This is a genomic window from Stieleria sedimenti (genome assembly GCF_025060895.1).
GTDB lineage: Bacteria > Planctomycetota > Planctomycetia > Pirellulales > Pirellulaceae > Stieleria > Stieleria sedimenti.
Genome location: NZ_JANZKV010000079.1, coordinates 31,522 through 46,683, shown reverse-complemented (window position 1 = coordinate 46,683; position 15,162 = coordinate 31,522). Strand labels below are relative to the sequence as shown.

Below are 15,162 nucleotides of genomic sequence, written 5' to 3'. Positions count from 1 at the left end.
CCACGCCACGCCACTCGGGCAATCCACCGCCATGAATCATCCCACGCGAGCGATCACGTCCATCACCTTGCTGTTAGCTGCTGTTTCCGCTTTGAACGCACAAGTCACACCCACCACGCTGAAATACCCCCTCACCAAACAGACCGATGTTCGCGATTCGTACCACGGCATCGAGGTTGCCGATCCCTATCGCTGGCTCGAAGACACCGAGAGTGCCGAAACGGAAGCCTGGGTCACGGCACAAAACGAAGTCACGCAGGCGTACCTGAAATCGCTGCCGCAACGCGAACCGATGCGGCAGCGGCTGGAGAAATTGTGGAACTACGAACGCTACACCATTCCCCGTCGTCGCGGGGATCGCTACTTCTATTCCCACAACGACGGTCTGCAAAACCAAAGCGTTCTCTACAAGTCCGATTCGCTCTCGGCTGAGCGTCAGGTGCTGATCGACCCGAACAAACTCAGTGACGACGGCACGGTCGCGCTGGCGGGAACGGTGATCACCCGTGACGGATCCCTGGTCGCGTATGGATTGGCCGACGGGGGCAGCGATTGGCGGACCTGGAAAGTCCGTGATGTCGCGACCGGCAACGACCTGCAGGATGTGATCGATTGGGTCAAGTTCAGCTCGGTCGCCTGGTTGCCCGACAACAGTGGTTTCTTCTACGCCCGCTACGACGAACCCGATGCCGGATCCGAACTGACCGGCACGAACGAAAACCAACGACTGCACTTTCATCGCCTGGGGACCGACCAGAGCGAAGACCCGTTGATCCTGCAGCGGCCCGATCATCCCAAATGGGGTTTTTCTCCCGTCGTCACCGATGACGGGCGCTACCTGGTGATCCAGAACTGGAAAGGCAGCGAGCCGAAGGCGCAAATTTTCGTCAAAGATCTCCGCGACCCCGATTCAGAAGTCACCCCGCTGATCACCGGATTCGACTTCGAATACGACTTCATCGCCTCGGTCGAGGACACGATGTATTTCTTGACCGATCACCAAGCCCCGCGGCGACGCTTGATCGCCGTCGACGTCACGTCGCCGGAGCGCGAGCACTGGAAACAGGTGATCGGCGAGTCGAGTGACGTGATCGAATCGGTGAGTTTGTTCGGCGAAACGTTCTACGTCGATGCCCTCCGTGATGCCCGCAGCCACGTCAGTCGTTACGCGATCGACGGATCACCGATCGGCGATTTCGATCTGCCCGGTGTCGGTACCGTCAGCGGGTTCGGCGGTCGCCAAGACGCCACCGAAACCTTCTTTCGCTTCACCAATTACGTCACACCGGGTGCGATCTATCGAGTCGACTTGACCGAAACGTCGCCCGACAAAGCGACTTCACTATGGCGGCAAAGCGAAATCGACATGGACTTGGATGCGTTCCTCACCGAGCAGGTGTTCTGCGAAAGCAAAGACGGCACGAAGATCCCGATCATCATCACCCGCCGCAAAGACAGCAAACTGGACGGAACCAATCAGACGTTGCTGTACGCCTACGGCGGATTCAATGTGTCACTGACGCCACTGTTCTCGCCGGCCAATGCCGCCTGGGTCGACGCCGGAGGCATCTACGCGGTGGCGAACCTGCGCGGCGGTGGAGAATACGGACGCGAGTGGCACGAGTCCGGCATGCGGCTGAACAAGCAAAACGTCTTCGATGACTTCATCGCGTCGGCCGAACATCTGATCGATGCCGGATACACGTCCAACAGTCGATTGGGCATTCGCGGCGGCAGCAACGGCGGTTTGTTGGTCGGCGCCGTGATGACTCAGCGGCCAGACTTGTTCGGCGCCTGCTTGCCGGCCGTCGGCGTGCTGGACATGCTTCGCTACCACAAGTTCACGATCGGATGGGCCTGGGTCACCGAGTATGGCAGCAGCGACGAAGCGGACCAGATCGAGAACCTGTTGTCTTATTCACCGCTCCACAATTTGAAACCGGGCACCTGTTATCCGGCAACGTTGATCACCACCGCCGATCGCGACGATCGCGTCGTCCCGGGCCACAGTTTCAAGTTCGCAGCGGCACTGCAAGCCGCTCAGGGTTGTGATCATCCGACGTTGATCCGCATCGAAACCCGAGCCGGACACGGGGCGGGCACGCCGGTTAGCAAACAGATCGACCAGTACGCCGACTTGTGGGCATTCTTGAAAGCAAACTTGAAGTGACCTTGCCGCCCGCAAGGTGCATTTGTTATCCGCAACCCACCGATAACGCGTTGCAGAAATAACCCTCCCTCAGGGAGGGTCGAGCGAAGCGAGGGGAGGGTTCCCAAGATGGACGATCCATCGACAACAACCCTTCCGCCGCGAAAACCCTCCCTCGCGTCCTCGCATACTCTTCCGCGACTCCCACAGGGAGGGCGAATTCGAGTTCTGCGTCCCAAGATCAAGCGCTGACAAATCGCACCCACACCAAATCACCCCGACACAAAGCCCGCCAATGGATTGCCAGCGGACCCCAAGCGAATCGCTCCGGTTTGTTTACACGATCAACCGTGACTACATCCCGTTCGCCTTGGTGAGCATCCAGTCGGTGATCAACTCCCAGACTCGTCCCAGTGCGTTTCACATCGTTCATGACGGCGATTTAAACGACATCGATCAAGCCAAGATGCGAAGATTGATCGACGCGAAGGGTGCAACGGTGGACTTTCATCGCGTCGGCGACGACTTTCCCCGCCAGTTCGGCGAACACTCTAGCTGGGACGTCTCCGTCCTGTTTCGTCTCGCACTGCCCCAGATTCTGCCGGTAGACATCGATCGCGTCCTCTACCTGGACGGCGACACGCTGGTTCGCCGGCCCCTGGACGAACTCTTCCAACTCGACTTGGGGCAATCCGGTTTGGCTGCGGTTCCCGAAGCCCATCCGGCCGTCCAGCGACTCGGTTTGCCACTCGATTCGGCCTACCTCAACAGCGGCGTGTTGGCCATCGACCTGTCCACGTGGCGCAGCAACCGGACCAGCCAAACGATGCTGGACAGGGTGATGCAAGATCCCGATCGCTGGGTCTATCCGGACCAAGACATCTTGGCGGTCCAGTTTGCCGACGGCTGGACCCGATTGGCACCAGAATACAACGTCACGCACCGCTTCTTTGCCGGTCCCTCGTCGTTGCCGCTGCCGACTTCGGATCCGCACATCGTTCATTTCACCGGCCAGGGACTGAAGCCTTGGCAGACATCGCGGCCTCATCCGTATGCCGATGAGTTTTGGGCGGTCGCGGAAGTCGTTCGCGATGCCGGATTCGAACTTCCCGATCGTCCGCAAAAGAAACGTCGCTGGTATCAACGCGGTCCGATCGCGGCTTATGGAATCCACCGTCGCGGGGTGCGCCAGCAGCGTCGTCAACGGGCGGAAGCCGAGCGGCATTCGCGACGCGCGATGCTCCAAGCGCGCGACCGTGAAATGGTGCTGCAATTCGCCAGTGAAATGACGGTTCGACGTGGCCCGTTTGCCGGGCTGTGTTATCCCGAAGCCTATTCACACGGCAGCACGCTCGCGCCAAAGTTGTTGGGGACCTATGAAGCTGAATTGCAACCGATTTTCGAACGCTTGCTCGGCAAAGACTACCCGGTGATCGTCGATGTCGGCGGCGCCGAAGGCTACTATGCGATCGGTTGTGCGCTGCGTTGGCCGGATGCCCGAGTGGTCGCCTATGAATTGCAACGCGAAGCCCGTGCCGCGATCGCCGAGATGGCAGCCGCCAACGGTGTGGCCGATCGCGTGGCAATCCAAGCCGAGTGCATGTTCGGCGACCTGTATGGAAAACGCGGCTTGGTGATCTGTGACATCGAAGGCGGCGAAGCGGACTTGTTGGTCAACGATCTTGCCGCGGAAGCCTTCGCCGATTGCGATTTCATCATCGAAACGCACGAGATGTTTCGAGCGGGGATCTGCGAACGATTGTACGATCAGTTTGCCAGCACCCATCACGTGACCGTGATCGATGCGGTGTTGGACGAGCAGCGTCCCCAACATTGGTCGCTTCCCGAGTTGGCCAACTTGAGCGAACCGCGGCAAGCCCAAGTGATCGGCGAACGCCGCGGCGGCCCGATGCAATGGCTCGTCTGTGAATCTCGAAACGATTTCCCCCAACGCCAAACGACCACGGCCCGCGCCGCGTAAAAAAGGGTCAGGAGCATTTAAGGTAGAATAGGTAAGCCGAGGCAACCCAGATTGCCAAAAAGGCTCCTGACCCTTTTTTCGTGCTACTGCCCCACGTTCCACCGTCGCAACAACCCCAACACCGTTTTGCTGGTCGGGGTCAATCGCGTTCGATTGTACTGATCGCCCAGCTTGCGAATCGCTTCCGCTTGAGTCGGATAGGGGTGGATGACGCTGGCAATCTTTCCCAGTCCCACCGCGTTGACCATCGCCAGCGTGATCTCGGAGATCATGTCTCCCGCGTTTTTGGCGACGATCGTTGCACCGACAATTCGACCCGTGCCTTTCTTGGTATGGACCTTCACAAAACCTTCTTCTTCGCCTTCCAGGATCGCGCGATCGACGTCACGGAAGTGCTGGACGTAGGTGTCGATTTCCATTCCTGCTCGCTCGGCCTCGTGGCCGTACAGGCCGACGTGGGCGATTTCAGGTGACGTGTAGGTGGCCCAGGGAATGATCAAGTCGCTGGCCTTCTTCTTGCCAAATGGCCCGACGGCAAACAGGGCATTCTGGATCACGATCCGTGCCATGAAATCGGCCGCGTGCGTGAATTGATACTTCGAACACACATCGCCCGCGGCGTAAATCTTCGGATGGGTTGTCTGTAGCCGATCGTTCACGCGGACGCCTTTGGAGTCAAAATCAACACCGACCGCGTCCAGGTTCAAATGCTCCACGTTCGGTGCGCGACCGACGGCGACCAGCAGCTGATCGATCGGCTCGTCGTAGTGCTGGTCGTGGGAATCGACCGTCAGCCGGATCGTTTCATCTTGCCGGAGCTTTAACTGACGACCACAACACAAGAGTTTTACCCCGTCACGCAGTATCGCTTGTTGAACGATCTCGGCGGCGTCACGGTCTTCTTTGGTCAGGATGCCATGCTCGGATTCGACCAACAACACCTCCGAGCCGAGCTGGGCGAATGACTGCGCCATCTCGCACCCGATCGGGCCGGCACCGATGACTCCCAATCGTCGCGGAAGCTCGGTCAGCGAGAACACCGACTCGTTGGTCAGGTAGTCGATTTGATCGAGTCCGTCGATCGGCGGCGCCGCGGCTCTGGCACCGGTCGCGATGACCGCCCGCTTGTACTGCAGCTTGGTGCCGGCGACGTCGATGGTCTCGGAGTCGACGAAACTGGCTTGGCCGAAATAGACATCAACTCCCAGATCGCGAAAACGGTCCGCCGCATCGTTACGGCTGATGCCGGCGCGCAGTCGACGCATCCGCTGCATCACCCCCGCAAAATCGGCTTTCGCGCCATCGGGCACGTTGACGCCGTACTTCGAGGCCCGCTTCACCGTGGCGGCAATCCGCGCCGAACTGATCACGCCCTTGGATGGAACGCAACCGACGTTCAAACAATCGCCGCCCATCAGGTCGCGTTCGATCAGTGCCACGCGGGCACCCAAACCCGCGGCGCCGGCGGCGGTCACCAGACCGGCGGTCCCGGCACCAATGACGACCAAGTGATAAGGAGTCTCGGGTGCCGGATTGACCCAGGTCGGCGGATGAACGTTTGCTTCAAGTTGTTCGTTGTGCTGGTCGCGCGGTAGAAGTGCGTTCATGCAGTCGGTGTTCCAGGCTTGCGTGACGGATCGGTGATCTGACGGCTCGCAGCACGTTCACACGATGCACGCGCTCGCTTCCAAATCCCATAATAGTGAACCGCGCCAGCGGACCGCCAAGGGTCGCCGACCGCGAAAACACCGTTAACGCAATCGATCGCAGGCTTCCGTCAAATCCCGCAACCGCTGGCAGGCCGACGCGGACAGCATCGATGGGGTCGCGCGCCAGCTCCAATTCCCCTGCGTCGTTCCCGGAACGTTCATGCGAGCTTCCGCGCCCAAGCCCAGCAGATCCTGCAGCGGAGCGATCGCCAGGTTCGCTGTCGAGGACCAAGTCAGACGCAGCAGTTCGGCGGCAGCGGCCTCACCGTCCAGACCGGGTTTCTCCAGGACGCTGCAAACCGTTTCCTGCTCCTCCTCGGTGAGCGATTCGAACCATCCCCGCGTCGTGTTGTTGTCGTGCGTTCCGGTGTACACCACGGTGTTGGGCACGTGGTTTTCCGGCAGATAGGGATTGTCCGGCGTGCCGTCAAACGCGAACTGCAACACACGTGTTCCCGGCAGATCAAACTGGTCACGCAGTTCGTTCACGTCCGGCGTGATCAACCCCAAATCCTCGGCGAGGAACGGCAGTGCCCCCAGATCCGTTTGCAGGGCGCGAAAGAAATCGGCACCCGGACCAGGTTCCCACTCGCCGCTGAGCGCCGTCGCCGCGCCGGCGGGCACGTGCCAGGCAGCCGCGAATCCGCGGAAATGATCCAGGCGAACCAGATCCACTTGAGTCAACAACGCGCGGATCCGTTGGATGTACCAGCGGTAACCGGTGGCTCGCAGCGCCGCCCAGTCATAGACCGGGTTCCCCCACAGTTGACCATCGGCGCTGAAGTAATCCGGCGGGACTCCGGCGACGAAGTGCGGCCGACGCTCCTCGTCCAGCAGGAACATTTCGGGATTGGCCCAGACGTCGCTCGAATCGGCCGACACAAAGAACGGCAGGTCGCCGATCAATCGCACACCCTTGGCATGGGCATAGGCTTTCAATCGGGCGATTTGACGGAATACCAGGAACTGGCTGAATCGAACCTGATCGATTTCGTCCGCCAGATCGCGGCCGGCTTTGGCCAACGCGTCGGCGTCACGATCGACCAGTTCGCGCGGCCATTGCAGGTAGTGTTCGCCGTGCCGATCACGCAGCGCGCAGAACATCGCGAAATCGTCCAGCCAGTGCGACGCAGCCAGACAGAATTGCTCGTAAGCCGGCCGCAACTCGGCGTCGCCGCCGCCGCCGCGAAAGTTGGTCCAGACCGTCGTCAGCAATCGCTGCTTGAACGCGATGACGGAAGCGTAGTCGACGCACGTTTCGGAGTCACTCGCGGCGGAATGGGACTCGTCGGCCAGCTCATCAGCCCCCAACAGACCTTCGGCGACCAGATCGTCGGGACTGATCATCAGCCAGTTTCCGGCGAACGACGACAGCGACGAATACGGGGAGTAACCACACCCGATCGGTCCCAGCGGCAAGACTTGCCAACAAGATTGCCCGGCGTCGTGAAGCCAGTCGATCCAAGCCCGCGACTGCGGCCCCAGGTCGCCGATGCCGTAGCGTGATGGCAGCGACGTGACGTGCAACAAGACGCCCGCGGCACGATCATGGAGAGAAAACACGGGCTTTGGCTGGCTCTCGTCGGTCATGCGGGTCCCTTTGATTGGCCGTCATCATCACGTGGACGAGCCGAACGAGGCCGACGATGGGTCGGGGGCCGGCCCGTGGGTTGAGGCGTGCGTTCTGTTGCGGCAACACACTCGCCGCAGACACCGAGCAACAGACCGGGCGGAGACCGATCAGTCAAGCCGGCCAATCGGCTATCGCGGTTGAACCCACGCTGCCATGCCCTAGCGCCGGTTTCATCCTCGAATGCGGCAGCGATTCCAGCGGGCTAACCATGGAAAATAAGACCTGCCGATAGCAGCGCGAACCCACGGATGACAGGCTGCAAAAAATCCGTGGGTTCGCGCTGCCATCGGTGGGCCCAGTCATCATTTCATTGTTCCGCAAGTTGTAGCCTGGTCTACTTTCGCTCGACCAACACAACCCTAGGCGCGAATCGCGTCCACGGCTCTGGCGTCGCGTTTCTGGGGTCCGAGGCGATCGTTGCAGCCCATCGCGGTCAGCATCGTGTTGTAGACGTCGACACCCTCGGCACCGACGTCCAGGATTCGGCCGGTTTTGAAACGTCCCCCGGCTCCGCTGATCGCATGGAACACCCCGGACAGTTCGCGTTTGACGTCGTTGTGACGCCCATCGCCGGACTCGGTGGAAATCGTGATCAGCGAGTTCTCCAGAATCGTCTTGCCGTTGGCGTCCACAGAATCCTCGGTATCGAGTCGGCTGAGGAAGTAGGCGATCTCGCGCATCTTCAGGTGGGCGTGGGCACGCAGCGCTTCGTTCTTCTTGTTTTCATTGAACTGATGCCACCACTCGTGGCTACAGCCCGCCGAACCGGACTTCTTGTGTTGCCCTTCGTCGTCGAATTGGAAGACTGTGCGGCCGTCGTATTCGTAGTCGCCTTTCAAACGAATGCGTTCGCCGGCGGCTAAAAAGGTCAACGCGCCGAAGCGGGTGCGATCGGTTTGGATGGCCAAGGCGTACAGATCGGCCATCAGACGCCATTCCGACGACAATTCCTGCAGTGTGATATCGATGCCTTCGCCACCCGGATCGGCCGACCCGCCGTGCAGCAACTGCGACCGGGGCGGCAACGGGGGCGCCCCGGCGACTTTGCCCTTCATCGCATACGCCCGCTGTTCAAATTCACGAATTCGGTCCAAGTGCTCGGCGATGCGTGCTTTGGAAGTGGAACCCAGCGGCGAGTTGGCGCCGGTGTAGAACTTGTATTGGTCGACGACCGTATCCAGCACGCTCCGTTTCAAACGGGCGCGGCGTTTGTCGGGATCCTCGTCGACGGCGCCGATGGTGCCGAACACGCGTTCGAACAGGTCACGCGGTTTTTCCTGCATCGTCGCGGCAACCGTCCCGTCGGCGTTGTAGCTGTGAACGTACCGACCGATGCGGCTGCGGCGAAAGAACGTTCCGGCGACCAGCGTGGGCACCATGCCGGCCGGCATGCCGTCGCGATAGTGGTTGCGACGGATCACTTGATCGATCGACGCGCCGCCCGCCTTCGCTTCACCATCGGGCGGTTCGGCGGTGAACGCCGCGGTCGCGCCGTCGTAGTGCGCGTTGATGCCTTTCTCGTCGGCACGCAACTGATCGACGCCGCGCATGATCAACAATTTCTTGCTCAACGGTTTCAGTGGTTCCAGCACTCCGTCGAAACCTTCTTTCTGCAGCGGGGCCGGGATGCCGAGTCCGAAGAACACATTGAACGCCCGGACCGGAACATCAGCCTGCTCGGCAGCCATCGCGCTCGACGCCGTCATCTCCTCCAACAACGGCAACCCGATCGTGACCGCCCCGGCGCCTTTGACCGCGACGCCCTTGAGCATGGTGCGGCGGTCGATTCGTTTCCTGTGCATCAGCCTGTTCTCCCGAAATGGGTTTGTTTGGTTTCTACTCGGTCGCTTCGGTTCTGGCCCGCTGAACCAGATCGCTCATGACAATCGCGGTGATCAAGTCGGAATAGGTTCCGCCGGCTTGTTGTGCCGTCTGGTGAATCTTGGCGACGGTCGCGGCATCAGCGGCGACCAGCGGTCTGCCGAGCGCGAACTGGGTCACCTTCCAGGTCAAACTTTGCTGCACCCGCTCGCTGGTCGCCAGCAGATCCATTAATTCGTTCGATGTTTGATACGCGACCGGTTTCGCCGTGCCAGGAAACAGCACTTCACCGTCGTCGCGCAGCGTGTTCCCATGCTCGTCTTTGTCGTGGTACGCACCGATGCCGTCGAATTTTTCTAACCCGAACGCCAGCGGTTCGAAACGCGTGTGGCAAACACCGCACTTGTTGTCCGCGATTCGAGATTCCGCGATCCCTCGTTGGGTCAGACCCGTTTTGGTCGGCGGTGGCACGGTGTTGACGCACGGCGGGGGCGCATTGATCGTGCCTCGCAGCAAATCGTTCAACACAAACAAACCGCGTGCGACCATCGAGGCTTCATCACCGCCGATCGTCAACACGCTCGCTTGAGTCAGCAAGCCGCCGCGACTGGGCACCTTCGTCAGATCGTATCGAGCGATCTTGTTGTCTGTGTTGTTGCCAGTCGGTTTGAGCCCGTAGTGCCGCGCAAGCGGCGGTGTTGCGAAGGTGACTTGAGTGTTCAACAAATCCGATAGCGGCCGATTCCGGGTCCAAACCACCTCTTTGAAATAGGCGAGTGTTTCCTGCTGCATGTCCGCAGCTAGCTGGGCATTCCAGTTCGGAAACTTCTTCGCATTGGGGCGCAAGTTGGCCAAGCGTCCCAGGTTCAACCACTGCGAAACAAACTCCTCGGAACGCTCGATTGTACGCGGATCCTTGAGCATCCGTTTGACCTGGGCTTCGACCACGTTGCGGTCGGTCAATTCGCCCCTCTCGGCCGCGCGCAGCAAGTCCTCGTCCGGCGGCGCTCCCCACAGGATGTAGCTCATTCGGGACGCGAGTTCATAGTCATCGACTAGCCGCGAAGTTCCATCGCCGTGCTGGTATTCGATGCGGTACACGAATCGGGGCGACTGCAGCATGGCTTGGACGATGTAGCCGATCGCTTCTTTGAAATCACCGCCGGCGCTGGCGACCGTCGTCGCGATGCCGCTGTACTTGTTGATCTCGTTGGAATCCAGCGGTCCACGCAGCAACCATTTCCCCATCGCGGCGACGTGATCGCGCATCGTGTCGTCGGTGGAAAGTTTTCGACTCTTGGAGAATCGCCCGGCGAACTCCAGGATGTCCATCCGGCTGACAATGATTTCCGCTAACTTGTTGTAGGCCTCGACGTGTTTCAGGTCGATGTTCAAGTTGTAGGCGGTGTTGTTGAAGCCATCGGCACGCAAGTCGGGCGGCAGAATCTGGCGGGCTTCGTTTGCAATGTCGACGCCGACCGCGCTGCGCACCGTGGCGATGTATTCGCTGACGGTCAGCCGCTGCAACCAAACTTCGCCCGCGTGGCCTTCGTTCAGATAGACCGCCGGATCAATTGCCTCGACCGGCCACGCCGCACCGGAGTCGATCCACGTGCGCAGCGAATCTTTTTCTTCAGGTGACAGGGGTGGACGATCCTTCGGCATGTCATCTGATGAGACCAATTCCCAAAGCAGACTTTGCGACGCTTTTCCCGGCACAACCACCTTACCACTTTCGCCGCCGGCCACGGCGGACGTCTTGTGGGACAGATCCAGTTCGCCTTTCTTGATCGCCGCGTCATGGCATTCGAGACAGTGTTTTGCAAACAGCGGCGCGACGTGTCGATCGAACAGAAGCGTGTCGGCTTTGACCACATTGTCAGCGGAGGGCGGTGCACGCCCGGCACGACTTCCCGCCGCGAAATTCTGCCGCACGTCCTTGTCCGAGAGGGCCCGATCATAGAGCGCCACCAGGTGCAGCTCGCCCAGCCACGGTCGGTCCTTCGTCGCTTCATTGGCCAGAAACAATCGCTGCCGGTCGTCCCAGTTGCGGAAGTTGCCTTTGACGGTCTTGCCGGCCACGCGTTTCCCGTCGAGATAAACCGTTGTCTTGCCGCCGGCGTCGCGGGTGAACACGACATGGGTCAACTTGGTTTGCAAGGATCGCTTGGGACTGCTCGTCGAGGGAAGTCCATTGTGATCACTGCCGGTCGCTCGCAGCCGAACGTCGTAGAAATCCTTGTCTTGTCCCAGCGTCAGATTGCGATTACTGGTGTTCGACGATATGGAAACGATTCGGGCCGGACCGGATTGCGATCGATTGGCGGGCTTGAGCCAGGCTTCGACGCTGATCGCATTGGACTTTTTGACGGCAGCGATGATCTTCGTGGCGGGTTGCGTTGACGCGATCGACGACGATGATTCGACCACCAGTGCTCCGCCGGACCTTCGCACGCGACTGGATCGATCGATGACCAAATTCAATGGCTTTCCGACGTTGCTGCGATCGGCAATCGTCTGCCCGTCGTCTTCACTGAAGTCGTATCGAACCAGCAAGCCACGCTCGACGCGCTCGACGGCAAGAGCGACGGGCGCGACGAACGCCAGGGATGCCAGCGTCAGCAAAATCCGAAATTGCACGAGATGCCTCATTGGGTTTTGTCGAACACACCCCGAAAGTGGGTGCGAACCATCCAGCAGTATAACGTCACCGCGGCGATCCGCGTCGAGACGTCAGCGAAGGGGCCGGACTCTGGCTCGCAGCGCTGTCAGGAATTTTTTAGCGGTAGGGCGCAAGCCCTCCGGTGTTTCGGGAATGATGACGGACCGGAGGGCTTGCGCCCTGCCGCTAAGCAACGCACGATCAATCATTGTCGGATTTCGTAGTGGACGAGGTTACGAGTCCCTCGCGCCGGGACTCGTAACCTCGTCCACTACGCCAGTAATGAACCGACCGTTACTAACCAATCGTAAAACGCAGGGAACAAGTACGATGGGGCGTTTCATGTTGAATCGCTCTTCGCCCACATGGATACGGCGAAAGACTCGGTAATGCGCGACGCAGCGGCGGCGGCCTCGCCGCCTGTGCGATCCTAAGAGCTCTTCTCCACCACCCGACCAAAGCAGTCCGAATTGTTGCGCAGTGGTAAGAAAGCAGTGGTAAGAAACCTGCCAAGCCGGCAAATTTTTTCCAGCCCCAGCATGCGGATGCAGCCGTTCACTGATTGCTTGCATTTGCAATCGACGCGCCGTGGCATTGAACTAGCACCTCCGCAACGCTAATTCGGGTTGTTCGCAAAAACTTTTTCAAAAATAGAAAAATTGGCTCAACATTTGCAAAGATAGAGATTTCGAATCGGCCAGTGCCCCTCGCACTCGGCGACCTCCCACGTTTATTGCAAGGATGGCCCCATGTTAGTTCTATCTCGCAAGGTCGGCGAAACGATCCAAATCGGATCCGACATCATCATCAAGGTATCAAGCCTCTCCGGCGGTCGGGTGCGGATCGGCATCGAAGCACCCCGCGACGTGGCCATCCAACGGGGCGAACTGCGTCCCTTGATCGATCCCGTCGCAGCGCCGTTGCACCAGCCGACGCCCGCATGCGGTGATCTGAGCGCACAGGCGTCCTAGCGCAATCTCCAGATCCGGAATGAGTGATTTGGCAGCAGTGAAACGCTTGACGAGTTCTGGGTTACGTGGTGGTGGTTCGCTGAAATCCTTCGATTCACTCCCGCAGCACGAGGACCGGACAGTGCGCCAGCCGCACGACGCGTTCGGCGGTCGAACCGATCAGCAGACGTTTCACACCGGTGCGGCCATGTGAGGGCAGGACGATCAAACCGAACGCGTGGTGTTCGGCGTACTCCGTGATTCCGTGAGCGGCTTCGTTGACCGCGGTGTCGAAATTCAATCCTTGATGGCGGCCGTCACTGAACTCGTTCTTCAGCGACTGGAGCGCCTTCTTTTCATGTTGATCGTCGATCTCGCTGGCCAAATCGACATCGGGTACCCCCAACACGCGACCGGCGCCCAGTTCTAGCCCCATGTCGCCGGAATACCCGTACAGGGGCGACGGATCGACGACGTGTAAGACGGTGACGTTCTCGTTCTTTCCCGCGATCTTGATCGCCGTTTCCACGGCCGCCCGAGAGAACTCGGAAAAATCGTAGGGTGCCAGGATTTTCGTGTTTTCAAAATAGTTCATGTCGAACGCTCGTGGAAATACTTCTGTCGCCCCAAGCCGCGTTGCACGTTCCGGGGCTTTCATTTTATGCGACTGTCGCAACAACGATGACGACGGGCATCTCGTCGAATCCACACCGTCAGCGCCGGCATCGCTTTCAGTTGCCTAAAAGCTAAACTGGATTTGGGATCGGAACAGCCAGCCCCGATTGCCGCGCGTGATATCGAGTGACGCCGCATTGATCGGTGCACCGTCAAGGTAAGTCATATCGATGACCAACTTGGCTTGGTTCTGGCGAAAGTACCAGGCAACTGCCGCGGCGATTTCTTCGGCGCTTTGATCGTTGCTGCCGAGCGTTCCCGAATCGCCTTGCACGCGCGACCACCTGGTGACGAATTCCAGTTTTCCGGGCACGACAAACTTGCCCAATTGGAACCAAAATCCATGGTCGAACAGTTCAGGGATCGCGGCCCCACGAATGTCGCCGATGGTTCGAAAATAATACTCGAAACTCGAAGACCAACCGCGATACTTCATGGATGCATCGACTGCATACAGTGAAACGTCGTAGCCCGAGGCTGTCGCGGGCAAAAGATCAGAGAATGTCTCACCCGAGTCCACGACGCGAAGACGGTTGAATTCGGTCGTCCCGAAACGTTCAATCGTCGATGCGGCAAAGCCGGCTCCGACGCGCGCCGCCAAGCGATCATGACATTCGAAATCGGCCAGATTGTCGTCCCCCCATTCGCCGATCGGGTAGGCCCGGACACGTCCCGAGTAGGCAAAATTGTCATCCAGCGTCCCGCTGCTTCCCGTCTCGGCACCACCGGTGACCAGCCCATTGAACAAGGCCAGATCCCAGACGATCGGCATTTCAAATCGATCGCTCTTGCCGTGAAGTCCCCAGGCGAAGCTACGATTGACATCGAAGAAAAGACTGGCCACGCTGCGGTCGGCAAATTCAAAGTTTCGGCCCGACAACCATCGTGACAGGGTGAACGGCACTTTGTATTTTCCGGCGCGAAACGCAAGCGTTCCGGGCTTGAAGCCGAACTGATCGTTGCCGATGTCGTAGTCGAGATAGTAGTCCAGCAATCGAACATCGTCACCGCTCGTGCTGCGGGCATCAAGCTGGACGAAGTAGCTGAAGTTCGGGTTGAAGGCGCTGCCGGAAAAAACGAGACGCCCACGTTTGAGCTGCAGTTGATTCAGGTCTCGATCAGCGGAGGATAAATTCGTGATGGTGTGTCGCAGTTGACCCCAGCCGTTGATTTTCAAGCGGTAGGGATAACGCGCGGTGTTCAGATCCAGATCACTTTCACTCGCGATTACAAACCCGCGATCGTAACCCACCTTGACGCGATCCAACCAAGAGAAATCGATCTGGTCCATGGCAAAGGGCACCGACGCGTCGACACCACAGCGGCAGGGATCGGATTCACATCGGCATGAGACGGGTTTCGCTTCAATCAGCCCGAGCGACGGATCAATCGCCGTGGCGTTGCTGGATTGGGCGTTGCTGGATTGAGCGCCGCTTTGCTGGACGAACAGACCCAACGCGATGTGGATCGTGATTGCGGCGAGGAATCGCATAGCAGACTCATGCTCGAAAACAGAACAAAACGACTTTTTCGGATATCGACCACAATCGTCAGAATCCGCAACATGGCGAAAGAGGTTCGA

Annotated in this window: 9 protein-coding genes; 3 read left to right on the top strand and 6 right to left on the bottom strand. The window is 59.4% G+C overall.

Features of this window, described 5'->3' with window-relative positions; genetic code table 11:
• Window positions 1–31: 31 nt before the first annotated feature.
• Window positions 32–2,170 (top strand): prolyl oligopeptidase family serine peptidase, encoded by a 2,139-nt coding sequence (locus NZK35_RS12015; protein WP_259632776.1) that lies wholly within the window; start codon window positions 32–34, stop codon window positions 2,168–2,170.
• A 274-nt stretch (window positions 2,171–2,444) separates the two neighbouring features.
• The gene (locus NZK35_RS12010; protein WP_259632775.1) at window positions 2,445–4,130 is read left to right on the top strand and encodes a glycosyltransferase family 8 protein; all 1,686 of its coding nucleotides are present in this window, start codon (window positions 2,445–2,447) and stop codon (window positions 4,128–4,130) included.
• An 83-nt stretch (window positions 4,131–4,213) separates the two neighbouring features.
• Here NZK35_RS12010 and NZK35_RS12005 read toward each other — a convergent pair whose 3' ends face one another.
• From NZK35_RS12005 to NZK35_RS11990, 4 genes are all read right to left on the bottom strand, one after another.
• A complete protein-coding gene (locus NZK35_RS12005; protein ID WP_259632774.1) occupies window positions 4,214–5,737 on the bottom strand; it encodes a mercuric reductase in 1,524 nt (507 codons plus the stop codon).
• A 144-nt stretch (window positions 5,738–5,881) separates the two neighbouring features.
• Entirely contained in the window at window positions 5,882–7,429 is a 1,548-nt protein-coding gene (malQ, locus tag NZK35_RS12000) for a 4-alpha-glucanotransferase (protein WP_259632773.1), read from the bottom strand.
• 402 nt (window positions 7,430–7,831) lie between these two features.
• Window positions 7,832–9,274: a DUF1552 domain-containing protein gene (locus NZK35_RS11995; RefSeq protein ID WP_259632772.1), complete on the bottom strand. Its 1,443-nt coding sequence runs from the start codon at window positions 9,272–9,274 to the stop codon at window positions 7,832–7,834.
• A 34-nt stretch (window positions 9,275–9,308) separates the two neighbouring features.
• A complete protein-coding gene (locus tag NZK35_RS11990) occupies window positions 9,309–11,933 on the bottom strand; it encodes a DUF1592 domain-containing protein (protein WP_259632771.1) in 2,625 nt (874 codons plus the stop codon).
• A 771-nt stretch (window positions 11,934–12,704) separates the two neighbouring features.
• Between NZK35_RS11990 and NZK35_RS11985 the strand changes: the two genes are divergently transcribed.
• Complete coding sequence (locus NZK35_RS11985; RefSeq protein WP_259632770.1) at window positions 12,705–12,926, top strand: carbon storage regulator; 222 nt, start codon at window positions 12,705–12,707, stop codon at window positions 12,924–12,926.
• 94 nt (window positions 12,927–13,020) lie between these two features.
• Here the strand turns inward: NZK35_RS11985 and NZK35_RS11980 are convergent, their stop codons facing one another.
• Complete coding sequence (locus NZK35_RS11980; RefSeq protein WP_259632769.1) at window positions 13,021–13,500, bottom strand: universal stress protein; 480 nt, start codon at window positions 13,498–13,500, stop codon at window positions 13,021–13,023.
• Between the two features lie 144 nt (window positions 13,501–13,644).
• Window positions 13,645–15,072 carry an OprO/OprP family phosphate-selective porin gene (locus NZK35_RS11975; RefSeq protein WP_259632768.1) on the bottom strand — a complete coding sequence of 476 codons (1,428 nt, stop codon included), beginning with the start codon at window positions 15,070–15,072 and terminating at the stop codon, window positions 13,645–13,647.
• Window positions 15,073–15,162 lie beyond the last annotated feature (90 nt).